Origin of the sequence: Alteromonas sp. I10 (assembly GCF_003201515.1) — a bacterium.
In the GTDB taxonomy this organism is placed as follows: domain Bacteria; phylum Pseudomonadota; class Gammaproteobacteria; order Enterobacterales; family Alteromonadaceae; genus Alteromonas; species Alteromonas macleodii.
Window position 1 is genome coordinate 170237 of record NZ_QJJN01000007.1, and the last position, 25307, is coordinate 195543.

Consider the following 25307-nt stretch of genomic DNA (forward strand, 5'->3'; position numbering starts at 1 on the left):
GCAAAGCGAAATATCCCAATAATAACGTTTTGGCGTATTCGAATAGGTTTTATAGAGGCATAAAAAAACCCGCAACAATGTGCGGGTTTTCATAATATGGCGGAGAGTGAGGGATTCGAACCCCCGGTGGGTTTGACCCCACGTCTGATTTCAAGTCAGGTGCATTAAACCGGGCTCTGCCAACTCTCCTGAAGTGATGCTTATCTTAATGATTTAAACGGGGCTGTAAAGCACTAATTTCAATTAAATCAACTAACTGGTGAAATATTCATCTTTTCGCAAAGATAGTAAATTCATTTGTATAAAACAGAGGCACTTTTTCGCTAATCAAGTTAAGCCCCTTACTGAATACCAACAAAAAAGTGAATCTACTTCTATTAACAATAGGATTACAAGACTGCTATTACAGGGCTTTCACACGTGCAATACGAATCTCTCATACAAGGTAGCGGATCAGGCACGCTTAATACGTTAAAACTGTTTATTTGGAGGCATAAAAAAACCCGCAACAATGTGCGGGTTTTCATAATATGGCGGAGAGTGAGGGATTCGAACCCCCGGTGGGTTTGACCCCACGTCTGATTTCAAGTCAGGTGCATTAAACCGGGCTCTGCCAACTCTCCTGAAGTGCTGCGTATCTTAATGATTTATGTGGGGGTGTAAAGCACTAATTTTAACATTTGTGTTTAAATGACCAATAGATAAACAAAGTGTTTATATTTTAATTAGGTCGGGATGTTTTTACTGCTGTATTAGCTTAGATGCGCCGGTTTGATTTACTTTGTCGCTCCAAACAAACATGCTGGCGGGTTTAGTTAATAAGGTTAGAGAATAAGCTTTATCCACTGCTCTATCGTTTATACCGTAACAAACATGCAGCGGAAGTAGATGTTCTTCTCTTGGATGTGCATAACGCGCATCGGGTGCATTGTGCCATTCAACAAGCCGTGCTTTACGTTCACTTTCGCCATATGTACTGGTCAGCATAGTGGTTTGAAGCCAATTGTTAAAGCGCGTTGCTTTTTCATTGGCATTATCAGAACTATCGAAAAAACCGTTCATGTTATGAAATGAGGAGCCCGAACCCAAAACCAGCACGTGCTTCAAACTGTCGTCCCCCTTAGCTGAAACCACTATCGCAGCTCTAAGCGCTTGTCCCAATGCTATATGTTCAGCCGCTTTCAAATCAGAAGTTATGGATACCTGGACACAAGGCACATCAGCGTTGGGATACATAATACTAAGCGGAATAAACATACCGTGATCGAAGCCACGCGAGGTGTCGGCTCGCACTGCAATTCCTTGCTCTGCCAAATTCTTTACTATTGAAGACGCTAGGCCTACATTCCCCTTCGCAGCATATTTAAGCGTATATGCCTCTTTAGGAAAACCATAGTAGTCATACAGCAAAGGAGGCGTCGGATGGGTGGTTACGCTCACGTTCCGCTCTTCCCAATGGGCGCTTACCACAATAACTGCATCAGGCTTGGGGAGTTCTGTTGCCAGCGTCTCTAATACTTCAATCATTTCCCTATGATAGCCGGGCGCTTCACCCTCGCCTTTTGAATGCATTTCAAGAAGTGGAAGCGGACCTCCACCATGCGAAATATACGCCGTACTTATTTGCACTGGGATTTCAACATGTGATTCAATTCGCTGCTGCACAGTACTATTCCTTATTAATTACGATGAAATGTAATGTTCGCTGAAACCGGCCAGCATTAGCCGGTTTCAATCATCAACGCTATTTAGTTCCTATTGGTTATTAAGCTTTTTACTAATTAGGGCGTCGATAGCAAATTTACCACCACCTTGAACAGTCAGAGCGGTTGTAGCAGCCAGTAGCGCCAAAGCAAATTCATAACCGTTATTACTCATAAATAACCCATTGGACGCATGCACGCTAAAAATCGCAATTACCATTGTGAACGCACTTACCAATGCAGCCGGGCGTGTTAGTAGACCTATAATAAGTGCTAGACCACCGAAAAACTCAGCGCTACCAGCCAATAGCGCCATTAAAAAGCCAGGTGCCAAACCAATGCTTTCCATCCACTGCCCTGTTCCTTCTAATCCATAACCACCAAACCATGCGAAAAGTTTTTGCGCGCCGTGAGCGGTAAGAATAACACCCACCGGCACGCGTAAAATCAAACTAGAAATGCTGTTGTTAGAAGTAAAAATGTTTTTCAAAAATTGTTTGTTCATTGCCAAATCCTCAAGTCTTTAAATATTGAAAAAGTTAAATCTAAATTGCGACGAGCACCCTGACTTCCTCTAGCAAGCGTCGTGTGCGTTAACTTATGGACAAAGAATAGTTGCCAACAAAAGTTGAATAAAGACCAGATTTATTGAATGATTAACAACATGGCATTGGTAATTGGTTAGGCGTATTTAAATGGATAAATTATTACTGTTGAAAACCTTTGCGGTTGTTGTCAGCGAGGGCAGTTTTACTAAAGCGGCAGACAAACTAGGCTCGTCGAATCAACTGGTAAGTAAATACATTGCTGAACTGGAAAAACAGCTTGATACGCGCTTATTTAATCGCACAACAAGAAAAATTCACCTCACTGAGGCTGGGCAGCAGTGCTTGCAACACGCAAATCATATTCTTGAAAGCGTGAACGATATGGAAAGCCAGCTTGGATTGCTGAACTCAGAAGCTAAGGGAGTGCTACATGTAAGCGCGCCCGTCTCTTTTTCGACCCTGCATTTAGCAGGCGCGCTCAGTGCATTTCAACAAGCACACCCTCGCGTGTCGATAAACTTACAGCTAAATGACAGAAAAATTGATGTAATAGATGAAGGGTTTGATGTAGCCATACGTGCAGGTCACCTTGCAAATTCAACGCTGGTGGCAAAGAAGATAACCACCATACAGCTTGCTCTATGTGCGTCACCCTCGTATTTGGAAAAATACGGTACACCTAAACACCCAAATGAATTAAAGCCTGAACACTATCTGGAATATTCTTACGTTAACTACGATAACGATGAATCTAAGCTTATTGCGGCACTTAAGGCTAATGCAAATAAAGTAACACCTAGGCTAACCGCCAATAACGGAGAAGTACTCACCAACGTGGCAAAACAAGGTGAAGGATATGTACTTCAACCTACATTTATTGCTGGTGAAGCACTTAAAAATGGTGAACTCGTGTCAATACTGCATGACTTCGTACCGCAAGCCATTTCTCTATATGCTGTCTATCCCCACCGAAAGCTTATCTCTAATAAGCTTCGGGTTTTTATCGACTTTTTATCGAATTATTTTGAAGATACGCCTTATTGGGATAAATAAAAAAAGTGGTACGCGTAACCCTGCCTATGCATTTTATTTGGCAACTTCATCCTATTTAAAAGTAACCAAAGAGCGTTAGCCAAATAAGAACAGCGTGAGTCAGTACGCTCACGCTGTTAATCTATTATCCATTTGCGCTCGAAATGCTCTGATGCTAACGATGTAAACTCGACTGTCTTACTCAACAACCATTAGTCGAGTTCTTTTTTCCCAGCAACTAAGCGTGAATAGACATCGTTTATCAGTTTGCATTACATTCTGAAGGTTTCCATAATCGCGGGCACACCCGGGAACATACCAATTAGTGCCATAACGGTACATAACACCAAAAACGTAATTCCTGGAATTAGCCAACGCCCTGCTTTGCCGAGCTCTCCAGCTCTATCTTTACACCCAACGAGCCCCAAATTATCCAAAAGCATGGTAAAAGACCATCCGAATACCGGATTAACTAATACAGATGAGATCACTACCAATGCGGCAGACTGGGTCGTTTTACCTTCACGCGTCATTTGCATACCGGCTTCCATCAGCGGCAGAAAGACCCCAACAATAAGCGCAACGCATAGCACTGGCGGCCAAATTGCTAAATCCATGGGGTAACCCCAAAGTGCCGCTACAACGCACAAAAACCCAGTAATTAATGCACCACCGGGTATGGGTCTGCGCGCGATTGAAGCCGGAATAATGTAGGTCCCCCACGAAGATGAGATATTCCCCCCTCCCAGTAGGCTTCCCACTGCCTGACGACTAGATGCAGCAATCATGGTGTCATCTATATTCATGTGCGCTCGTTCACTTTTTTTAGGGTAGCTAAGCTTTTGGAAGACTTGATGACCTAAGAAATCTGGCGACCACATAGACACAGCCAGCACAGCAAAAGGCAGCACAGCGATGAAATGTGACCAGTCTGGCAGGCCTAGTTTCCAACCTGTGTCTTCCCCCCACCAATAAGCAGGGTTCAAGTTAGGCATACCCGGCGACGTTGTGAATTCAAATGGCGCACCGAAGGAAAACGCAATGACCGCCGCCATCACCGCACCAAGCGGAATGGCTAGCCAGCGCTTTTGAATATGCTCTAGCCATGCATACATTAAAATAGTGGCAATGATCACCACGAAGGCTAAGTAAGCCATATCGAAGCTTTCTGCCCACGCAAAGAGTTTCTTCACCTGGCCTGTAATGCCAATAAACCCTAAGTACAACAGCAACCCACCGCATACACCGTTACTGGTTAGCCTAGCAAGCACACTGCCGCCCTTCGTTACTCCTAAAATAAAACCAAATAGTCCAATGAGCAGGCCGAGCGCCATGGGATGGCCGCCAGATGCAACAATAAGGGGTACCAAGGGCAGTAAGGGGCCGTGTGTGCCTGCTAAATTAGCTGACGGGTTTAGGAAACCGGAAATCAGAACAACGAACAAGACTGCTGCAATGAGTAATTCAAAGCGCACGTTTTCAATAACAAACTCAGGAGATAGCCCCAGCGGTGCTGCGAATGCACCTACTACGGCGGCAACCATAACGATTTTTCCTATGGTCGCCGCCATGCCTGGCACAAAGTCTTCCCACTCAACGCGGTAGTCTTTACCAGGCAGGTTCAACCGCCAACGTTTTGGAGAAAGTATTTGAAGTTCGTGATTTAAATAATCGTCTCTTGATTTAAAACTACTGCTCGGCTTGTGAAGATTTTGATAAGAAGAACTTTCTTGTGACACATAACACCTTTAGATTGCGCGAAGAAAAGCGCAAGCCTAAACATGTGAACGGAATGTAACAATGCGACTGTGGTCTTATACGAAAGTCTAGCGTGGTAGACAGGCATAAAAAAACCCGCAACAATGTGCGGGCTTTCATAATATGGCGGAGAGTGAGGGATTCGAACCCCCGGTGGGTTTGACCCCACGTCTGATTTCAAGTCAGGTGCATTAAACCGGGCTCTGCCAACTCTCCTGAAGTGCTGCGTATCTTAATGATATTTTTATGACTGTAAAGCGAAAATTTAAAAAAGTTGTCTAAGTGCCGAGATTTCAATCAAATAGACTGTTTAGCACGTATAAGAGATGTTTTTATATTCACCTGACACCATTTTCATCTGAAACTACTTGAAAATGGGAACTAAAACCCATACAACATACACTAAATAATTGTGTACCATTTTGGTCATATCATAAGTCCTGTTGGAGGAAACAATGGATCAACGTTCGATGTATTCAAGTGCATCTCAACCATCGGTATTGCAGACGAACAAGGTTCTACGCAACACCTATATGCTGCTTGCGATGACACTGGCGTTTAGTGCGGTTTGTGCTGGTATAGCAATGGCAGTAGGCATTTCTCCTATGATGTCTCTTGTTATGACTATCGGCGCTTTTATTACGTTATTTGTAGTTCAGAAAAAAGCTGATTCAGCATCTGGTATCTACTGGGTGTTTGCATTCACAGGTTTAATGGGTGCATCACTAGGTTACACGCTTAATTTCTATCTAGGCGTTGCGGGCCCAGGCTTGATCATGGAAGCGCTAGGTGCAACAGCCCTTGTGTTCTTCGCGCTTTCTGGCTACGCACTTACCACTAAGAAAGACTTCTCGTTTATGGGCGGATTCTTGGTAGTAGGTCTAGTTGTAGTGCTTGTTGCGGCAATTGCGAACATCTTTTTCGCAGTTCCAGCGGTAAGCTTAGCAATCAGTGCAGCGATTGTGTTTATTATGTCAGGTTTCATCTTGTTTGATACAAGTCGTATCATCCACGGTGGTGAAACAAACTACATTCGTGCAACAGTTTCGCTATACTTGAACATATACAACTTGTTCACGTCTATCCTTCACCTTCTAGGTGCGTTTGGTGGCGACGATTAAAACAGCGTTAAAGGTTTAAAGAGAAACACCCCTTAACCGGGGTGTTTTTATTTGTATGGCAGAATATTCAGTACTTATCACATCATCACCGTTTCAAGGCGATACAGCGTTACGCGCCCTCTCCTTTGCACAAGGTGTAATCGATAATGGTGATGTAATAAACAACGTTTTCTTTTATAGCGAAGGTGTACACCACACCAATAACTTAATGCTAAAGACGGGCGACGAGCTGTTCGTACTTGATAGCTGGAAGACTCTAGCTACTGAGCACAACGTGAAATTACTTGTATGCATTACCGCCGCCGTTAAGCGAGGTATTGTTAGTGAGTTAGAGGCGAAAGTGAATGGGTTGTCTCAGGCCAACTTAACCGCGCCTTTCGAGCAAGCTGGCTTGGGCGAATTCTTCACTGCGCTCCATGATTGCAACAGGTTGGTACAATTCTAATGGCGCAACTACTTATTAGGTTTACGCAAAGCCCTTTTTCCAATGCTAAAAGCCAAGACGGTTTAGATTTTGCGCTTGCTGCAACAAACTATGGGCACGATGTTAAAGTGCTTTTTGAAAGCCAAGGTGTACTGCAGCTTGTTAAGGCAGCGTCTACCAAAGGACTAAAAAATCACACCAAACGTTTAGCTAGCATGCCGTTTTTCGATATCGAAGAATGCTTTGTGTGTAAAGCAAGTGCAGATACCTACGACATTGAGCAGGTTCTTTCAAATAACAATTTAGTTGATGAGTTAGACTGTGAGTGGGTAACCCCAAAAGAAAAAGTCACGCTTATCCAAAGCGTAGATCATGTGGTGACATTCTAATGCTTATTACTATTTCAACGCCAATTTTGAGCACTGAATACAAACAGCTTATTGAAGCCACTTATGAGCAATCGACTTCTACTTACGTTGTATTTGTTGGTGATGGCGTTTATGCCCCTGCATTAAACACCGCGTTTTTTGAGCAGCTGGCCAATACGGTAAAAAGCACGGTAGAGAGTACGACAAAAGGCACGGCAAAAGACAAACCAACGCTTAACCTGTCGTTCTTGAGTACAGATGCGGATACCAGGGGCGCAAATCTTCCCGAACATTTTAATCCAATTTCCCACAAAGAACTTGCTGCAATATCAGCAAAAAATCAGCACTGGATACCCCTTTCATGACACAAGAAACCTATAGCTTCAATTATAAAGGGCAAGCGATCCCTACAGACAAAGCCGGGTATTTACTCGACTATACCCTTTGGGAAGAAGGTATGGTTGAGTTGCTGGCGCAAGAAGAGAACATTGAATTAACCGAAGCCCACTGGGAAGTGGTGCGCTTCGTACGCGCATTCTATGAAGAGTACGAAACCAGCCCAGCGATTCGTGCTTTGGTGAAAGCTATGGCCAATAAGTTTGGGCCAGAAAAAGGTAATAGCCGCTACCTGCAACGACTTTTTAAAAAAGGCCCGGCTAAGCAAGCCACCAAACTGGCAGGATTACCTAAACCTGCGAAATGCTTGTAAAGGCGATATTGAAAAGGCCAGGCATCGCTAAGTTCTATTTTCCGTCAATCGCACTGCTCCGGAAAAGAGTACACTGTCTCTGCACAAAGAGTCTGGCCATTACTCGCATAGCAAGTACGCATACTCGCTGTTCTTTTGCAAATTCCCGGAGAAAGGGGCTCTAAAATATTTGAAGAATCTAGACCTGGGCCAATATAAGCCCCCCAATATTGGTTTTTTGCCTGTTTTTTAGCAAGTTCTCTTCGGCACTGCTCGTCGTCAGCAATGGTATTAGTTGTCTCATCTATTTCGCCATCCATAAATGCTAGCGCATGGGTCATCCCATCAATTTTAGACATGCCTCTCTCTAGGCTTAATGCTACCGAATTTAACTTATATTTATGATTTGTAGAGAGTTCCGACAAAAAGCCAAGTCGAAAAACTAAGCGATTCTCAGCGTCACCAACAATAGCAATGCTAGACTCTCCACTTAAGTCACGATGAACATTAAGGTCTACTGAATGGCCATCAATTTCAATTTCTAGACCAGTCAATTCCTCACCTTTACCTAAATCATTGAGATTTAAATCTTTAGCGTTCACGTGGTCTATAATGCGACTTTCAATTTGGTTGCTGACCACTTTTTGCCTCCTTGCTCCTTTGTAGTATTCAGAAACAACATAGCATGTGGCTGATGTTTCAGATAATGCCTTTGTAGTTGATGTAAAAGAGGCCTTTTTCGGGCTATTAAGGGAGTTTGGCTGCTCAGATTCATTCATGGTCGAAGCATTCACTATTGCGGGTAAGAATAGAAACGCCGCTAAAATTCCTATTTTATTCATTGAAAAGTCCTTATCTCTTATTTCTTATGTCCTATTTCTTATAATGGTTAATGTAGACTGCAACCCCCTTACAATCAATATTATTGTTTAAAAACATATATTACGATTAGATAAATTACCTTAATCTTATGGATTAAGCATAACTCGCTTCTTCCTAGTTATTATTCCTACCAAGCGCTTTGCACGGGTTGAACCCCGATTCGAGGTAGCGAGCAGAGTCGCCGCCCTACAGTTATTTGTTTTAGCTTTGGTGTTGATATTGCAACTCCCCTCTTACATTAGCGTTTTATCTCGGGTTTCAGGCATATTTTTCATACTTGCCTTTTACCGAACATCATAAACGTGAATGTTTTACATAAATGGACATAGGAGGCTGTATGACAGTTCAAAAACACTACGTAATTGTGGCCAACCACGACGACGCCACAGCTTACACCTATACCAACCATGGAAGTGCGCTTGTTGAAGTAAAAAAATGGCACAATGAGTTTAGTGGCGCGAGTGACCAAGACATTTATACAGATAAACCCGGCAGACAATCGGTTCCCGCTTCGCAGGTGCCGGGCGTTGATAGCATGAATCGAAAAGATGCCGCTGAACTCGAAGATGAGCGCTTCGCTAGCGACATTGCTGACTGGCTAGATGGTGAGCGTAAACGAGGTGCGTTGGGCTCGATAGATATTATTAGTGGGCCTGGGTTCCTTGGCAAATTGAGAGGCGGAATGTCATCTCAATGTTCAGACGTCGTCGACAAAGAAGTGAAAAAGAATGTTTTAGGTGCAGACGAGGAAACCTTGCTTTCCTACCTTAAATAAAACGTTATTTAGTAGTTAGATTGTCACAGGCGGCTGTTGTCATTGCCGCCTTCTCTTACTCGCTTATAAGTAAAAGTTAGCGGTTTTCGCTAGCTTTTAACACATTAACCTCACCGATTGCCTCTGCGCTTTTAAACGTCTTTACTCGTGTGACTTCAAGATCGGTATAAACACTAGGATTATTCAAAATATATTCTACCTCATTGTTCAACGAGCCTTGTGTGTCTGCCGCTAACCACGCATTTATCGCATGTGCATTATGGGGAAGAAAGCAAGGAATGGATTTTTCATGATACTGACTAAATCCCTCTACGGGTGGGCGCGTCACTACAGCACAGGAAAATAAACCGTTACTAAACCGCCGGTATACCGCGCCAATGAGCAATGCTCCAGTAACCGGTTTCATTAGATAGTGCGCTTTTCCTTTGCCAAGTGGATTTGACTCTCCTACTGCAGTTGCTACAACCACAGCGCGTCGTTCAAGAATGAACTGGCTCCAATAAGGGCTATCGAGATTTCGAGCGTTAAATGTTGTTCTATCACCTACAGCAAGCGTGTTTCCATTAGGTTTTGCGTCGAACCACCACGTTGCATCGATGGTGCTATCACCCGATACTATTAAATTAGTAATTTGTCGTTCAGGCACTTTGCCAAACGCAGGATAAAAGTTAATGACATTGCTTGTGGAAGATTCGTTGACAAAAAGCGGTATGGTTTGTGTAAGCCCGACTTCTTCAAGTAGCGCTATAACGTCTGGTGAGTCAGTAATACGCTGTATAAATCCGCACATGTATTCCTTCTCTTTTTTATTTATTAACCTGTCTAATAGTAACCCTTAATGCTAGAAAACAAAGCTAAAAATAAAAAAAGGAAACGGTAGCTAACCGTTTCCTTTTGATTTTATTTGCAATTTCTAGTTGCAGTAAAGCATGCCGTTTACTGAGTATGTTTATCCAAAAACTTGATCATTGCATCCCAACGCTCTACGTTATTCTCAGGCTTATAGAAACCATGGCCTTCGCCTGATTTCATCATCCACTCGTAGGGCATGTTGCGCTTTTCTAACTCAGCACGCAAGGCAAATGCATGCTCTTTAGGTACACGTACGTCCTCTTCACCCTGAATAATGAAAACAGGAACTTTTATTTTGCTTACATTTTTAACTGGAGACTGTAAATCCCTTTCACCACCCGTTGGCAGCACTTGATTAAGGTAGTTAATGCCTGCTTGGTTTTCAGGGATGTCACCTTTCTCAAGCATCATGTCTAAATCGTATACACCCACGAAACCAATTGTACATTGGTAAAGATCAGGCTCACGGATTACACTTTGTAATGCAGCATAACCACCATATGAACCACCGTAAACGCACATGCGGTCTTTATCAACTATACCTTGTTTAACAAGGTGCATTGTTCCATCAGTCATGTCATCTATCATCGTGGTACCCCACTTACGGAATCCCGATTTTTCAAACGGAAGACCATAGCCACCCGATCCACGGAAGTTCGGTTGCAGTACTGCGTATCCATGTGACGCTAATACCTTGGCATCGCTGTCCATTCCACTTAATGAATCATAAGGACCGTGTGGCCCACCATGGGGAAGTAAAACAAAAGGAAGGTTTTTAGATTTTCCATCAGGAAGCGTTAGAACTGCCGAAATTTCCTGACCGTCTCTTGCTTTATAGGTGATTAGTTGTGACTTAGGGATCGTTAGATCTTTAAGCCAGGGCCTAGTATCAGCGAGTTTGACGAGTTTACGTGCTGACTTGTCAAACAAGTAAAAAACTGTGGGGTTATTCGCGTTACCAACACGAAAGATCACTTGATTTGTATCATTAGTAGAAGACGTTGCTTGAACCATTTGCCCTTTAAAGGTATTTGTTAAGCTTGCTAATATTTTTTGATCTTCACTATACTGGACACCGTCCAAAAATACAGACTCAATACCCAAATATTCAAAAGAAGCCCCTTGAACTTCTCTTACTTGGCCATTTTGAACGTGAACAATGGGTGAAACATCCACTTTGTCATGTGCGTAAAGAACAGTGTGCTTTTTTGTATCTACATTAAATGTAGCAAGTGCTTGTGTATCTGTTTCTATGGTACTTAAACCAACAAGAGTTTTGTTATCAGCTAAAAAAACTAAAGGTTGGAAAAATGGGTCGTATGCACCGGCTTCATATGCTGTATACCAATCACTTTCGGGAGACGATCTAACGATTAACGTTTGCTTATTATCTTCGTTAGGGTCAGAGTTAAACATCGCCAATACGTTGCCGTTGGTTCCAGTAATAACCCCTGCTCCACTGCCCGCATAGCGACGTAGCGGCATTCTTCCCATACCACTTTTCCGCCCATTGCTTACTTTCATCTTATAAAGATCTAGGTAAGGCTCTCTCGCGGTCAAATCAACGCTGTAAACCACAACGGCATCAGGATCTGATGGTAAATAGTCAACAATTTGAGAGAACCGCTTATCGCCACTTTCTGAACGCCAGCCAGTTAATATCGTGCTGTCACTTCCGTCAGCGTTCATAGCTATAAGTTCGCCTGTGGGCAGCGGTTGCTCAAAGGAGCCCACTTCACGAGCCATTGTTAATAAGAGACGATCATCATTTAGCCAGTTAAATGTACTGACCGACTCTTTCCCGCGCCCACGCGTAATCGACACAACCTCTTGTTTTTTGATATCTAAAACTGTCAGGGAAATTAATCCATCTTCGCTGCGGGATGTTGAAGCTAAGTAGGTACCTTCGGGGGAAATTTTAATATCCAAATATTGAGCATGCTTTGCATAACTTTCAATAATAGGTTGCTGAACGTCCGCATAAGATGTGCAAGAAAAAGCTAGGCTTCCCAGCATAATCGTTTTCAATAAAGACAAACGCGCTTTCATTTTTTAATTTTCTCCATGAAAAAAGCCTCCGATTAACGGAGGCTTACTACTTCAAGTCAAATTTTTAGAAGTTGTATTTTACGTTAGCAAATACTCTTCGACCGATAAAGTCATATTGAGAGTAAAGAGCTGAGTTACCTAACTCAAAACCACTTGCTGATAGCTGAGGTGGTTCTTCGTCAAACAAGTTGGCTACACCAACAGTAAAGTCAAAGTCTTCGTAAGCAAATGAGCTTGATACCGCGTGGTATGTCGTCCATTTAGTCTCATCGATAAACGTGACCGTTTCACCATTAAGCGTGGTCGTGTTGGTTTCACTTCCGTAGTACTCGTAGTCGTTAGTAGAATCAAAGTAGCTTGCTGTCCACGTAACGCTCCAGTCGTCTCTACCATAGGTTAGTCGTGCAACACCTACGTGCTTAGGAACACCGTTTTCACCAACTTCATTGTTATACGGAGAATCTTCAAACAGTAGGCCGAACTTTTCAATCTGCATAGTGTGTTCTACGCGGAAACGAACGTTACCCCAATCGAATTCTTCATCGTAAGTGAAGTTGTAGTCAACACCACGTACACGCTGATATGAAATGTTTACGTAACCGCCGTTAACCTGGTCAATACCAAAATCGTTTGCGTCTGAACCGTCTCTACGTGTAAACAGATCACATAGCGGCTCGTTAGCAAAATCGATAGAGTTATAACAACGGTTTACGATGTCTGCACCACCCAAGTTGTCAATCTCGTTTGAAATCTCAATGTTGAAATAGTCAATCGAGAATGCGAACGTATCTTCAGGGCTTGTTAGAACAAGACCGATACCTTCTGCAACTGAAGTTTCTGCTTCAAGACGACCTACACCGCCACTTGTAACAAGCAATGCCGAACTTCCGCCTTGCTCGTAATCCGCAGGAATACCTTCAGCTTGACAGTTTGCAAATACTGTATCGTTGATTGCACCTGAATCGAACTGATTTACGTAGTCAAGACATGGGTCGATAGCTAGCTGACCCGCGAAACCAGTCTGCTCTGCAAGGTATAGCTCGTACAGTGCTGGAGCACGGAAAGACGTACCGCGGCTCGCACGAACGCTCACGCCATCGATGATTGACCAGTTCAAGCCTAATTTAAACGTTGTGTCTGAACCATAAGTATCAACATCGTTCCAACGACCAGAGGCAGTTAGGTCTAGTCTTTCAAAGCCTGTTACGTCTTCTAGAAGTGGAACTTTAACTTCCGCGTAAATTGCTTTAGTCAACTGGTCACCAGCTGTAATGCCCGCGCCAGAAAGACCCCAGGAGTTGCCGTTAAGGGTATTCTCTCCAGGAGTATCTTCGATTTCATCTTTTTGAATTTGGAAACCGAACGCTGCGCCTACTTCACCAGCTGGTAAAGAGAACAGGTCACCTGTTACATAACCTTCAAGGGTTTGTTGGTCGTAAGTTGTTTGGCCGTAATCACGACCAAATAAGAACGCTTCTTGTGCTGGAGTTCTGTTACCGAAAAGGAACTGAGGATCAGTCCATGGGATATCTACACACGTGTTGCCGCTAAACTCTGTTACTTCACCAGAGCAGCTCACACCGTCAGCCGCATTAAACTGGGCCATTAGCATTGCGTCGTTATAGATGATGTCCTGTTCGTATTTTCCGTCGTTGTAACTGTACTGGTAAGATAAGTCCCAAGTCCAGAAGCCAATATCGCCGGTAGCACCAACAACACCACGGGTATAGTCAACTTGAATTTCTGAGCTAAAGTGGTCAGTTAACGCAACAGGGAATACAGAACCATCACCATCAAAGCCATCTAAAACATCGGTAGATAGCGTACCAACATCCGCAGTCCAGAACTGACGATAGTCATCAGTCTTTGTTGTACGACGGCTGTGAATAAATTCACCGTAAACAACTACATCATCAGTAAGATTGTATTCGCCAGTAGCATAAATTGAAGCGTTTTGCGTTTCTGGTACAACAGTTTGCTGGCCTAAGAATGGATGATTTTGATCCCACCAACCTTCACTGGCATAGTTATCGTTGAATGAAACCGGATACCAGCCTTCTGGTGTTGTAAAGCCAACGTTAGCATCGTTAATGCTTTCGTATCCGTTATTCGCGAAAAAGTTGTCGTAATCAAATGCAGCCTGCAAACTGCCGCCATAAGCTGAAGATACACCACCATATAGCCATAACCCGTAACCTGTTTCGCTACAGTGGTAATCGCCAGTACGCGGATCGATAGGATCGGTACGCGAACCATCCTCAGCAAACTGTAGACGTTCAGTACAGTTGAAGTAGTCACGGTCGCCGCGGCGAAGCATTGACACCTTGCGGTAGTCAGCAGTCACACGGAATGAGCCTTCTGCGTACTCTTCACCAAAAGAGATGTTAATACGGCGATCTTCACCGCCAGATTCCATCGGCTGGCTAATATCAACGTTTACCGTCTTCTCGTCACCTTTCTTGGTGATGATGTTAATTACACCGGCTACCGCGTCTGAACCATACAGTGCTGATGCACCGTCTTTTAAGATTTCAACACGCTCAATTGCTGAAAGTGGAATGCTGTTCAAGTCGAATGCAGATACAGCACCGCGTGTACCCGCAGGTCCAGCACGACGGCCGTTTAATAGAATAAGCGTACGGTTTGCACCTAGGCCGCGAAGACCAACAGTCTCTGCACCAGTACCGCCATCAGTTACATAACCAACCGTTAACGCTGCAGTTATTTGGCTTGAACCCGCCGCAGCTGTACTTGTACGAAGTAATTCGCCCAGTGTTTTGAGGCCTTCACCTTCAGCATCTTCTACAGAAATAATATCGATAGGTGTGTCATTCGCAAAAGAGTCGGTACGGATACGAGAGCCAACAACTGAAATCTGTTCTACTGTTTCAGCGTCTTGTTCCGCAGAATCTTGAGCGGCGACATAAGGCGTTGCGCCTAAGCCAAGCGCTATGATTATCCCCTGAGATAATCGGTTTAGTGTGTTTCGGTTTTCCATATTTGTTCCCTGGAATTCGGCTTTCTGAACAAACAGAAGTACCTGAAAGGTAAGTCCGTTTATCCATGAAGCTTTCTTTTTTTAAGTAAATGTAAATACGACCTATTTTCATTATGTTGATTGAGGCTAATCTACATTTCATTTTTGTTACGTCGAGCGCAACATTAGCCAAAAGTATAAGATATAATTGTAAGTGTCAATTACGACTTTAGCGCATGAAATATATGCGATTTATGACCAAAAAGCGCTATCCATTTACATTTAGAAACAACTTTTTTTGCTTATTTTTTTGAGCTATAAGATGTTGTTTATATATGGATTTTATTACATGCTAAGGGTTTGCTTAAATAGTATACAAACTTACTTAACAATAAGTATGAGATTCGGTGGTAGGTGGGTAAATTATAAAATCCGATACCTTTTACGGTACCGGATTTTTTTGATGTTCGTAGATAACAGACCCGATTGAATTTGCCATGAGTTATCTACTGGTAAATTTTATTTAAGCACTAGTCGCTTTGATAACTTCTTGGCCTGCCATGTAAGGCACAAGCGCCTTTGGAATCGTAACGCTTCCATCTGCCTGCTGATTGTTCTCTAAAATAGCAACAAGCGTACGCCCTACTGCTAAACCAGAACCATTCAATGTGTGAAGAAGTTCTGTTTTATTCGTTTCTGGGTTACGGAACCTAGCCTGCATGCGTCGTGCTTGGAAGTCCAACATGTTTGAACATGAAGAAATTTCACGATAGGTATTTTGCGCAGGTAGCCATACTTCAAGATCGTAGGTTTTACATGCACCAAAGCCCATATCACCAGTACAAAGCAACACTTTGCGGTACGGCAACTCTAGCTTTTGAAGAATAACTTCTGCGTGTCCTGTAAGTGCTTCTAGCGCGTCAAAGCTCTCTTCCGGCTTAACTAACTGTACAAGTTCTACCTTATCGAACTGATGCTGACGAATAAGGCCACGGGTATCACGACCGTACGAACCAGCTTCTGAGCGGAAGCAAGGCGTATGCGCAGTCATTTTCACAGGCAGCGTTTTCGCATCTAATATTTCATCGCGTGCGATATTAGTTAGCGGAACTTCTGCAGTCGGAATTAGGCTAAGCCCCTGTCCTTCTTCAGTTGCTGGCTTGGTGTGAAATAGGTCTTCACCAAATTTAGGCAACTGACCCGTGCCATAAAGGCTGTCAGCGTTAACCAAGTAAGGCACATACATCTCTTGGTAGCCATGTTCTTGTGTATGGGTATCTAGCATGAACTGAGCAATTGCACGATTTAGGCGAGCAATATCGCCGCGCATCACTACAAATCGGCTTCCCGTAAGCTTACTTGCGGTGGCGAAATCTAAGCCGTTGTTTAAGCCTTCAGCCACATCAACATGATCTTTAACTTCAAAATCAAACGTGCGTGGTTCGCCCCATCGAGAAATCTCAACATTGTCATCTTCGTCTTTACCCGCTGGTACAGACTCGTGTGGCAAATTAGGAATGCCTTGCGTAAGGGTGTTAATTTCTTCCAACAGTTCGCTAAGTTCCGCTTTAGCGGCGTCAAGCTCGTCACCAAGCTTACCCACTTCAGCCAATAGCGGTGCAATATCTTCGCCCTGCGCTTTTGCTTTACCTATGGATTTACTTCGTACGTTACGCTCGTTTTGCAGATCCTGTGTTCTGGACTGAAGTGTTTTTCTTTTTTCTTCAAGCGAACTGAAAGCTGCTACATCGAGGTTAAAACCACGGGCAGCTAATCGCTTAGCTGTTTGTTCTATATCGCTTCGCAAACACTTTGGATCTAACATGTGTTTCTAATTATCCTTTCATCAATTGAATGGCTAGCCAACCTGCTATTAGGCAAGCGCCAACGTTAAGAAATACATTTGCTGCGGCTTTGAGCCACAACCCGTTTTCTAATAAAGTTAAGGTTTCAACGGAAAATGTTGAGAATGTAGTAAAGGCACCTAATAGCCCTACACCGATAAGCGCTCGGTAAGGAGAGTCGCTTAAATCATGACGTTCGATAAAACCGTACAGTAATGCGAGTGCGAACGACCCGACCACATTCACCGTTAGTGTACCAAACGGCATGTGTTTTCCAAATAAGGAATCAACACTTGTGGTAACAAAATAGCGTAAACAGGCGCCAGTCGCACCGCCAGCGGCAATAAAACAATACAAAGCTAACCCTTGAGGCACGAAAACTCCCTAGCGCATTTTTTTATTAACTAATTCATATAATCTGAACTAGTTGAGTTACTTGTCTGCAACTTTACCTTTTATTGTTACTTCTCGCATTAAGTGAATCGAGAAATTCACGCTTGGCTTTCAAAGCTTTCTCTAAACCGCGTTCATTAGGGTTATACAAGCGAGTTCCGGTAAGGCTTTCCGGAAAGTAAGACTCACCCGCGGCAAACGCGTTCGGCTCGTTGTGTGCATAGCGGTAACCATCGCCATGACCGAGCTCTTTCATAAGCGACGTAGGCGCATTGCGTAAATGCATGGGAACAGGTGCATCAGAGGTTTTACGTGCCAATGCTTTTGCTTCGTTAAACGCCATATATACCGCGTTACTTTTTGCAGCTAACGCACAATATACCGCAGCTTGAGCAATAGCGCGCTCGCCCTCTGCAGGCCCTACTCGGTGAAACGTGTCCCAGGCATTAATACAAAGTTGCATTGCTCTTGGGTCTGCATTACCAATGTCTTCAGACGCGATAGCAAGTAGACGTCTTCCTACATACAGCGCGTCTCCCCCGCCATCAAGAATTCTTGCGTACCAGTAAAGGGCTGCGTCTGGATCTGAGCCTCTAACAGATTTATGAAACGCGGAGATTAGATCGTAGAAGGTGTCGCCTTTATTGTCGTAACTAGCAACTTTCTCGCCTACCGCATGCTCAACATCGCTTACGGTTATTTCGTTTGCTCCGGTGAAGTCGGCAGCAAGCTCTAAATAGGTGAGAAGACGACGTGCGTCGCCGCCACTTAAATCGATAAGCGCGTTTCTGGCTGTTTCTTCAATACCAAGGGCTCTGTCACCCAGACCCTTTTCGGTATCGCTTAGCGCTCTATCAATCAATTCAGACAGTGCTTCGTGTTCGAGTGTCTTTAGCACATAAACACGTACACGAGATAAAAGCGCTTTATTTAATTCGAACGAGGGATTCTCTGTCGTTGCGCCAATAAAGGTAACAACGCCAGACTCAACAAATGGAAGAAACGCGTCCTGCTGACTTTTGTTGAATCGGTGTACTTCGTCAACAAACAACAAGGTTCGCTGGTTATAACGGGCGTTTTCTTCAGCCGTATCCATGGCGGCTCTGATGTCTTTTACCCCAGAGGTAACCGCAGAAATACGCAATACAGATGCGTTGGTGTATTGAGCAATGAGTTCAGCAAGGGTAGTTTTACCGGTACCGGGCGGCCCCCACAGAATCATAGAATGACAGTGACCCGCCTCTAACATTTTACGTAGAGGCTTGCCTTCGCCAAGTAAGTGTTCTTGACCGCTGTACTGCTCTATGGTGACCGGGCGCATTCGCGCCGCGAGGGGCGCGAAATCTTGATTAACGCTGGTCATCAATTATGAAGCTGTCTGGAATATCAACTGAGAACGTATCAGCGGGCACTGGAAAACGCGTTTCAATATTACTGAACACCAAAGTGCTGATTTGCTGTTGCGCATCGAGCATATTAAGCGAAGCGAGTTCACTGTCTTGGTTAAAGGTTAATGTAAGCGTTGCGATTTGGCCGCCTTGTTCTTTAGGCGTGATTTGGTAGCTTTTTGTTACGCTCACACCATTGATGTTGTCTGCCGCGCCATTTTCAGGTGTTACGGCCGATGAACCGCTATTTAATTGACTGATAGAGAACTTTGACCACGTTGCTTCATCTGTCGATGTAAGCAAAACAATAGGGTTATCTTTAATCGCATTGTCTTGAGATAGGACTGTCACCTGCTCTACGAAGGTATCCACATTCCAAACCGCTTCGCCATCGGCAACCAAAAGGGTTTCATCAGGAAACGTTGTTTCCCAGCGAAGCTTATTGGGGCGGGTCATGGTCAGCGTGCCTTGTGCTTCGTGAACGACATTTTGCTGTGCATCGACTACTGTCTGCGCAAAGCTTGCACGAAACTGCTTCATATTGCTTAACAAAGCCTGCAGTGAAGTACTCGCAGAATCATTGATAAGCGATGAAGTTTTAGGCTGACTAGTGTTTACTGTGGCATTAGCCTGAATAGCGTCATGAACACTGACAACCTCGTGAGCATTGTTCTTGCCTATATTTGAACCTGTTGTATCTAATTCTACCGCAGCGTTAGCAGCAGTCATTGCTGTACCTGCCGTTACCAATGCACTCACAAAATAAACCGAAACTGCTTTATTCATTTATTCAATCCATTCGTTATTCTTTGTGGGGCGGCGGTGCAAGAACCTCACGGTTCCCGTTATGCCCCTGTGCACTTACGACACCACTCATTTCCATTTGTTCAACCAAGCGCGCGGCCCGATTGTAACCAATTCTAAACTTACGCTGCACACTCGACACACTAGCTCGACGTGTTTCGGTGACAAACGCCACAGCTTCATCATAGAAGGCATCAAATTCTTGATCCTCACCCTCAGGCTGTTCGCCTGGCAGTAAGACTTCAGCCGTCGCTTCGCCATTCAGGATCTCATCAATGTATTCAGGCTCACCACGTTTCTGCCAGTCTGCAACTACAGCATGTACTTCGTGATCATCCACAAATGCACCGTGAACACGGGTTGGCACAGGGCTACCAGGAGGCAGATAAAGCATGTCACCCATCCCTAGCAAAGTTTCTGCGCCTTGTTGGTCTAGAATGGTTCTTGAGTCTATTTTACTAGAAACTTGGAATGCACAACGGGTTGGAATGTTGGCCTTGATCAGACCTGTAATAACATCTACAGATGGACGCTGTGTGGCAAGGATTAGATGGATGCCCGCAGCACGTGCTTTCTGTGCGATACGTGCGATAAGCTCTTCTACTTTTTTGCCCACTATCATCATCATGTCGGCAAATTCATCGACCACTACCACGATAGCAGGAAGCTTGGCTAAGTCAGGCGCTTCAGCATCCATACTTTCTTCATTCTTCCACAGTGGGTCCTTTATTGGTGTGCCATTAGCAATAGCTTCTTCTACTTTCGCGTTATAGCCTTTTAGGTTACGCACGCCAAGAGCGCTCATTAGACGATAACGACGCTCCATCTCACCCACGCACCAACGAAGGGCATTGGCGGCTTCTTTCATGTCGGTAACCACTTCAGCAAGCAAGTGAGGTATGCCTTCATAAACGGAAAGCTCAAGCATTTTCGGGTCAATCATGATCATGCGAACATCTTCTGGCGTGCTCTTATAAAGCAAACTAAGAATCATAACGTTCACACCTACAGATTTACCTGAACCTGTAGTACCCGCAACCAAAAGGTGAGGCATTTTGGCTAAATCGACCACCACTGGCTGACCTGAAATATCAGCGCCCAACACCATGGTTAATGGTGATTTATTAGACTGAAAAGTATCGCAGCTAATAACTTCGCTCAGCCGCACCATTTCACGTTTTTTATTCGGCAGTTCTAAGCCAATTACTGACTTACCCGGAATAACTTCCACTACACGCACCGAGATAGCTGACATAGCGCGGGCTAAGTCTTTCGACAGCCCTGAGATCTTGCTCACTTTTACCCCAGGTGCTAAATCAAGCTCAAACCGGGTAATAACAGGGCCTGGGAACACGCCAACCACCGTCGCTTCAATGTTAAAGTCAGCCAGTTTTTCCTCTACCAAACGAGAAATACCTTCAATCTCTTCTGGCGTAAGCGGGTTTTCATGTTTGTCGGCACGTTCAAGTAAATCAAAGGACGGCATAGGTGGTAAATCAGGATCTAACTCACCTGCCCTCGCCTTCACGGGTTTGGCACCTAGTGCAGCAGGCGTAAATGCTTGGTTAGCACCTTGACTCGCTCCCTGAGTTTCAACAGTTTGCGACTGTAGCGTTTCCGTATTTGGTTCGCTACCTTCAACAGATGGCGCGCTGTTATTTGCAGAAGTTATTGGCTTGCTTCCAGTTTCGTAAGGCAAGTCTTCATCAAACTCTTCTAAGTCGTCAAAGTTAATATGCGGACTTTGCTGTGCTTGGTGTTTATGCTCATGTTGACTGCTATCATCTTCTGACTGAGCTGAGTCATCTTGGCTCGATTTACCCAAACCCACTTTGTCTTTAAAGCTACCAGTAACCGCACTACGCATACCTGACAATGAGAACGACGACTTTTTCGTCTCAGCTGCATCTACATCTGTACTTGATGTCGCATCGTCTTCCTCGGCGTTGACAGTATCGTTGGGATTAGATTGAACAGACTTGTCTCCGTCATAGGTATAAAACGGCGGCTCATCATCTACATCGTCAATGCTAAAGGTAGGCTCACTGCGTGATGGCGTAGTTTTCTGTGTCTGTGATGGTTTTGTCTGTGCAGTAGAAGCCAAAGGTTCAGCGCGCATACTGGTAATATCTAGCTCTGCACCTTCGTCGCCACTTTGATTAGACGATTTGTTAGCTAGGGCTAGTCGCGGCATTTCAAATGCTAACAAACTCTGAGGCGCTGAAAGGGTCTTACGTCCTAACCACAGCGTACCTTCACCTAACCTGTCGATAATAGTGAGCCAGCTAATACCCGTTAGTAAGGTAAAGCCCGTACAGAAGAAACAAAGAAGTAGCAAAATTGTGCCAGCGGTATTGAAGTAAGGCACTAGCGCTGAACTAATTACGTCGCCAACAAATCCGCCGGCTGAAAAGTTGTAAATGTCGTCAAAATTTATACTGGCGATGCCCGTTGCACCGAGGGCCATCAAAAGCCCACCGATAATTCTTAATCCAATAGTAAGGTAATCGAATTCATCGAGTTCTTTAATGTGTTGGAATAGAAACCACCCTAAGAAGGCGGAGCCGAAAGGCAGCAAATACGCTAAAAAACCAAATGAGAATAGCAGAAGATCAGCGACCCATGCCCCTGTTGCTCCAACCCAGTTGTGAACGTCGAGTTGTAATCCAGCCTGACTCCAACCTGGGTCTCCTGGATGAAAAGATGCTAGTGCCAGCAATAAGAAGAAGGCGAAAACACAGGCGATAATCATACCTGCTTCCCACACTCGCTGAACCCCTGTTAATCGCGCCATAACCCTAAAAAACCTTCAATTTCCATCGCATGTATTACCGCAGATAGCTTTTTACGCTATGCGGTAACCGCAGTACTAACCGCAACAAAGAGCTTAGCGAACTCTTTGCTATTCCTACATAATTATTATTGATTTACTCTCTGGTAAGTTACTGAGCGCACAACTGAATTAATACACCCATCCCCTACCCTGTGCTTTAGCGTGCTGTTAATCCTTTGGTAAAACACAAACACTGTATTTTTGCACAGCCTACCACAAAACCACGCTATTGAGCCACGCTTTCATTACTTCAAATTAATGCGCAGCGACGATGTACTTTTTACTTCTTCCATCACAACGTACGTCCGCGACTCACTTACTCCGGGCAAGCGCAGTAAAGTATCACCTAATAATTTCCTATAACTTCCCATATCTGCAACGCGTGCTTTAAGGAGGAAGTCAAAATCTCCGGACACCAGGTGACATTCTTGTATATCGTCATGCAGTTTTACTGCAGCAGAAAATTCTGCAAAGATATCTACCGATGTTTTCGTTAACGTAATCTCTACGAACACAAGCATAGCTGCGCCGAGCTTTTCTGGGTCAACGACAGCATGATATCCTTTTATGTAGCCCTGAGCCTCCAGCCTCTTAACTCTCTCAAGACAAGGGCTGGGGCTTAATCCCACTTCTTTAGCAAGTTCGACGTTTGATATACGCCCGTTTTTCTGTAACTGAGCCAGAATATTCCTGTCTATTCGGTCTAGGTGTTTTGGTGTCTTTACCAGCATATAAAATATCTTAAAAGCATCTTTTAGGAGAATTATATGCTACAAACGCCCATTCTTCAGCAGATAGTTCGTTTTTTTATCACGTATACTCCGCAAATATGTTCACGTGCTTCAAAGCCGAACACTATTAATCAAAAGTTCAACCAGAGCCGCTTAGAAGCTCACTATAAGATTGAGGACTATACATGTTAGTTGGTGTACCAAAAGAAATTAAGAACCACGAATACCGTGTTGGCTTGACGCCAGCAGCTGTAAAAGAGTTTGTTAGCCACGGTCACAGCGTTTTAGTAGAAACGAACGCAGGTGAAGCAATAGGTTTCACTAACGAAATGTATGTCGAAGCAGGCGCAGCCATTGCATCAACGGCTGAGCAAGTGTTTGCTGAAGCAGAAATGATCGTAAAAGTTAAAGAGCCTCAGCCTAACGAGTGTAAAATGCTTCGTAAAGGCCAGACACTATACACCTACCTACATTTAGCGCCTGATCCTACGCAAACAAAGCTGCTTGTTGAGTCTGGTGCAACTTGTATCGCATATGAAACAGTGACTGACGACCGCGGTGGGCTTCCACTACTAGCACCAATGAGTGAAGTAGCTGGCCGTATGTCGGTTCAAGCTGGCGCGCACTACCTTGAAAAAGCACACGGCGGTAGCGGTACACTTCTTGGTGGCGTTCCGGGTGTAGCACCAGGTAAAGTACTGGTTATCGGTGGTGGTGTTGTTGGTACTAACGCAGCAAAAATGGCACTAGGCCTTGGTGCTGACGTTACTATTCTTGACCGCTCGCTTCCTCGTCTTCGTCAAATCGATGATATCTTTAACGGACAAGTAAAAACGGTTTACTCTACCGTTGACGCTATTGAGCACTACTCTTCAAAAGCTGATCTTGTTGTTGGTGCGGTACTTATTCCTGGCGCAGCAGCTCCGAAGCTTCTTACTCGCGAACAGATTAAGGCAATGAAGCCTGGTTCAGTACTTGTTGACGTTGCTATCGACCAAGGCGGATGCTTTGAAACATCGAAAGCAACAACACACCAAGACCCAGTTTATATTGTTGATGACGTGGTTCACTACTGTGTTGCAAACATGCCAGGTGGCGTTGCGCGTACTTCTACAATGGCACTTAACAATGCCACATTGCCATTCGGCTTAGCCCTTGCAAACAAAGGCCCTGCGAAAGCGATGCTAGAAGACAAGCACTTGCTTAACGGTCTAAACGTGCACGAAGGTAAGGTAACGTACAAAGCTGTGGTTGACGCGCTAGGTGAAGAACTAGGCCTTACCTATACACCAGCTGAAATAGCGCTTAAAGGCGAATAATTTCTAAAGATTAGTCTCGGGTAGAGCTGTGGCCATACCCTTGAATAAGAATATCGGAATAAAAAAGCTCGGTATGTGAACATCACATCCGAGCTTTTTTGTATTTGAAATAAGTCTAACCGTTTATTGATGCGTTTACTGCTTTCAGTACGGCAATAGGGTCTTCCGCTTTAGTGATAGGTCTTCCCATAACTAAATAGCTCACGCCAGCTTTCATAGCATCGGGAGGCGTCATGACGCGCTTTTGATCACCAGCATCTGCGCCTACTGGGCGAATACCTGGTGTAACTAGCAGAAAATCGTCGCTGTGTTTTTCGCGTAATGCGCTGGCTTCCTGTGCCGAGCAGACAATGCCGTCTAATCCTGCTTTTTCTGTTAGTGCCGCCAGACGCAGCACTTGTTGCTCTGGTGTAACACCGCTTACTACATCTGCCAACTGCGCTTCATCCATGCTGGTAAGAACGGTAACCGCAATAAGTTTAGTTTGAGGATTGCTGCTTGTTGCAACCGCCTCTTTAGCTGCTTGCATCATAGGTAGGCCGCCCGATGCATGTACGTTCACCATCCATACACCAAGCTCCGCCGCTGCTTTACACGCTTTCGCTACAGTATTTGGAATGTCATGGAATTTAAGATCCAAGAAAACGTCAAAGCCTTTAGCGATTAGCGCTTTTACGAATTCCGGTCCAAATAAGGTGAACATCTCCTTGCCCACTTTTAGCTTGCACAAGCTTGAATCTAATTTATCAACAAACGCCAATGCAGTGTCTTTATTGTCATAGTCTAATGCAACAATAACGCGTGGGTCATGCATGTTC

The 25307-nt window shown here is 44.3% G+C and carries 22 protein-coding genes and 3 tRNA genes; 8 read left to right on the forward strand and 17 right to left on the reverse strand.

Annotated elements, in window-relative coordinates; translation table 11 throughout:
• Positions 1-97: 97 nt before the first annotated feature.
• The 4 genes from BZA03_RS14505 to BZA03_RS14520 all read right to left on the reverse strand — a co-directional run bounded on the left by BZA03_RS14505 (position 98) and on the right by BZA03_RS14520 (position 2208).
• Positions 98-189 (reverse strand) — tRNA-Ser (locus BZA03_RS14505).
• 342 nt (positions 190-531) lie between these two features.
• Positions 532-623, reverse strand: a tRNA-Ser gene (locus BZA03_RS14510).
• A gap of 118 nt (positions 624-741) precedes the next feature.
• On the reverse strand, positions 742-1665 hold the full coding sequence (locus BZA03_RS14515) for a class III extradiol ring-cleavage dioxygenase (protein ID WP_110289144.1): 924 nt from the start codon (positions 1663-1665) through the stop codon (positions 742-744).
• Between the two features lie 90 nt (positions 1666-1755).
• On the reverse strand, positions 1756-2208 hold the full coding sequence (locus BZA03_RS14520) for a DoxX family protein (protein ID WP_110289145.1): 453 nt from the start codon (positions 2206-2208) through the stop codon (positions 1756-1758).
• A 190-nt stretch (positions 2209-2398) separates the two neighbouring features.
• Between BZA03_RS14520 and BZA03_RS14525 the strand changes: the two genes are divergently transcribed.
• Complete coding sequence (locus BZA03_RS14525; RefSeq protein ID WP_110289146.1) at positions 2399-3304, forward strand: LysR family transcriptional regulator; 906 nt, start codon at positions 2399-2401, stop codon at positions 3302-3304.
• Positions 3305-3555: 251 nt separating this feature from the next.
• Here BZA03_RS14525 and BZA03_RS14530 read toward each other — a convergent pair whose 3' ends face one another.
• Both BZA03_RS14530 and BZA03_RS14535 read right to left on the reverse strand, forming a co-directional pair.
• Positions 3556-5022 carry a DUF3360 family protein gene (locus tag BZA03_RS14530; RefSeq protein ID WP_110289147.1) on the reverse strand — a complete coding sequence of 489 codons (1467 nt, stop codon included), beginning with the start codon at positions 5020-5022 and terminating at the stop codon, positions 3556-3558.
• Positions 5023-5165: 143 nt separating this feature from the next.
• Positions 5166-5257, reverse strand: a tRNA-Ser gene (locus tag BZA03_RS14535).
• 239 nt (positions 5258-5496) lie between these two features.
• Between BZA03_RS14535 and BZA03_RS14540 the strand changes: the two genes are divergently transcribed.
• The 5 genes from BZA03_RS14540 to BZA03_RS14560 are packed head-to-tail and all read left to right on the forward strand — an operon-like array spanning position 5497 to position 7663.
• Positions 5497-6162, forward strand: a complete 666-nt coding sequence (locus BZA03_RS14540; protein WP_014949619.1) for a Bax inhibitor-1/YccA family protein — start codon at positions 5497-5499, stop codon at positions 6160-6162.
• A gap of 55 nt (positions 6163-6217) precedes the next feature.
• Complete coding sequence (gene tusD / locus BZA03_RS14545; protein ID WP_110289148.1) at positions 6218-6607, forward strand: sulfurtransferase complex subunit TusD; 390 nt, start codon at positions 6218-6220, stop codon at positions 6605-6607.
• Positions 6607-6975 carry a DsrE family protein gene (locus BZA03_RS14550; RefSeq protein ID WP_061485928.1) on the forward strand — a complete coding sequence of 123 codons (369 nt, stop codon included), beginning with the start codon at positions 6607-6609 and terminating at the stop codon, positions 6973-6975. Before tusD ends, BZA03_RS14550 begins: the two co-directional genes overlap by 1 nt.
• On the forward strand, positions 6975-7319 hold the full coding sequence (locus tag BZA03_RS14555; RefSeq protein WP_110289149.1) for a hypothetical protein: 345 nt from the start codon (positions 6975-6977) through the stop codon (positions 7317-7319). The genes BZA03_RS14550 and BZA03_RS14555 overlap by 1 nt, the downstream gene beginning before the upstream one ends.
• Positions 7316-7663: a TusE/DsrC/DsvC family sulfur relay protein gene (locus BZA03_RS14560; protein ID WP_014976656.1), complete on the forward strand. Its 348-nt coding sequence runs from the start codon at positions 7316-7318 to the stop codon at positions 7661-7663. The genes BZA03_RS14555 and BZA03_RS14560 overlap by 4 nt, the downstream gene beginning before the upstream one ends.
• Positions 7664-7707: 44 nt before the next feature.
• Here BZA03_RS14560 and BZA03_RS14565 read toward each other — a convergent pair whose 3' ends face one another.
• Positions 7708-8484, reverse strand: a complete 777-nt coding sequence (locus BZA03_RS14565; protein ID WP_258364651.1) for a hypothetical protein — start codon at positions 8482-8484, stop codon at positions 7708-7710.
• A 377-nt stretch (positions 8485-8861) separates the two neighbouring features.
• On the opposite strand from BZA03_RS14565, the gene BZA03_RS14575 reads away from it, so the two are divergent.
• Positions 8862-9299, forward strand: coding sequence for a host attachment protein (locus tag BZA03_RS14575; protein ID WP_110289152.1), 438 nt, complete (start codon positions 8862-8864; stop codon positions 9297-9299).
• A gap of 76 nt (positions 9300-9375) precedes the next feature.
• On the opposite strand, the gene BZA03_RS14580 is transcribed toward BZA03_RS14575, so the two are convergent.
• The 9 genes from BZA03_RS14580 to lrp all read right to left on the reverse strand — a co-directional run bounded on the left by BZA03_RS14580 (position 9376) and on the right by lrp (position 23170).
• On the reverse strand, positions 9376-10089 hold the full coding sequence (locus BZA03_RS14580; RefSeq protein WP_110289153.1) for an SOS response-associated peptidase family protein: 714 nt from the start codon (positions 10087-10089) through the stop codon (positions 9376-9378).
• Positions 10090-10235: 146 nt separating this feature from the next.
• Positions 10236-12200: a S9 family peptidase gene (locus BZA03_RS14585; RefSeq protein ID WP_110289154.1), complete on the reverse strand. Its 1965-nt coding sequence runs from the start codon at positions 12198-12200 to the stop codon at positions 10236-10238.
• A 64-nt stretch (positions 12201-12264) separates the two neighbouring features.
• Complete coding sequence (locus BZA03_RS14590) at positions 12265-15198, reverse strand: TonB-dependent receptor domain-containing protein (protein WP_014979398.1); 2934 nt, start codon at positions 15196-15198, stop codon at positions 12265-12267.
• 502 nt (positions 15199-15700) lie between these two features.
• Positions 15701-17002, reverse strand: a complete 1302-nt coding sequence (gene serS / locus BZA03_RS14595) for a serine--tRNA ligase (RefSeq protein WP_039234657.1) — start codon at positions 17000-17002, stop codon at positions 15701-15703.
• A gap of 10 nt (positions 17003-17012) precedes the next feature.
• Positions 17013-17396 carry a fluoride efflux transporter CrcB gene (gene crcB / locus BZA03_RS14600; RefSeq protein ID WP_014949631.1) on the reverse strand — a complete coding sequence of 128 codons (384 nt, stop codon included), beginning with the start codon at positions 17394-17396 and terminating at the stop codon, positions 17013-17015.
• A gap of 73 nt (positions 17397-17469) precedes the next feature.
• Complete coding sequence (locus BZA03_RS14605) at positions 17470-18777, reverse strand: replication-associated recombination protein A (RefSeq protein ID WP_039234654.1); 1308 nt, start codon at positions 18775-18777, stop codon at positions 17470-17472.
• Positions 18764-19588: an outer membrane lipoprotein chaperone LolA gene (gene lolA, locus BZA03_RS14610; RefSeq protein WP_110289155.1), complete on the reverse strand. Its 825-nt coding sequence runs from the start codon at positions 19586-19588 to the stop codon at positions 18764-18766. The genes BZA03_RS14605 and lolA overlap by 14 nt, the downstream gene beginning before the upstream one ends.
• A gap of 16 nt (positions 19589-19604) precedes the next feature.
• Positions 19605-22400: a DNA translocase FtsK gene (locus BZA03_RS14615; protein ID WP_110289156.1), complete on the reverse strand. Its 2796-nt coding sequence runs from the start codon at positions 22398-22400 to the stop codon at positions 19605-19607.
• Between the two features lie 284 nt (positions 22401-22684).
• Positions 22685-23170: a leucine-responsive transcriptional regulator Lrp gene (gene lrp / locus BZA03_RS14620; RefSeq protein ID WP_110289157.1), complete on the reverse strand. Its 486-nt coding sequence runs from the start codon at positions 23168-23170 to the stop codon at positions 22685-22687.
• 185 nt (positions 23171-23355) lie between these two features.
• Between lrp and ald the strand changes: the two genes are divergently transcribed.
• On the forward strand, positions 23356-24489 hold the full coding sequence (ald, locus tag BZA03_RS14625; protein ID WP_110289158.1) for an alanine dehydrogenase: 1134 nt from the start codon (positions 23356-23358) through the stop codon (positions 24487-24489).
• Between the two features lie 115 nt (positions 24490-24604).
• On the opposite strand, the gene pyrF is transcribed toward ald, so the two are convergent.
• On the reverse strand, positions 24605-25303 hold the full coding sequence (gene pyrF / locus BZA03_RS14630; protein ID WP_014976667.1) for an orotidine-5'-phosphate decarboxylase: 699 nt from the start codon (positions 25301-25303) through the stop codon (positions 24605-24607).
• Between the last annotated feature and the right edge of the window lie 4 nt (positions 25304-25307).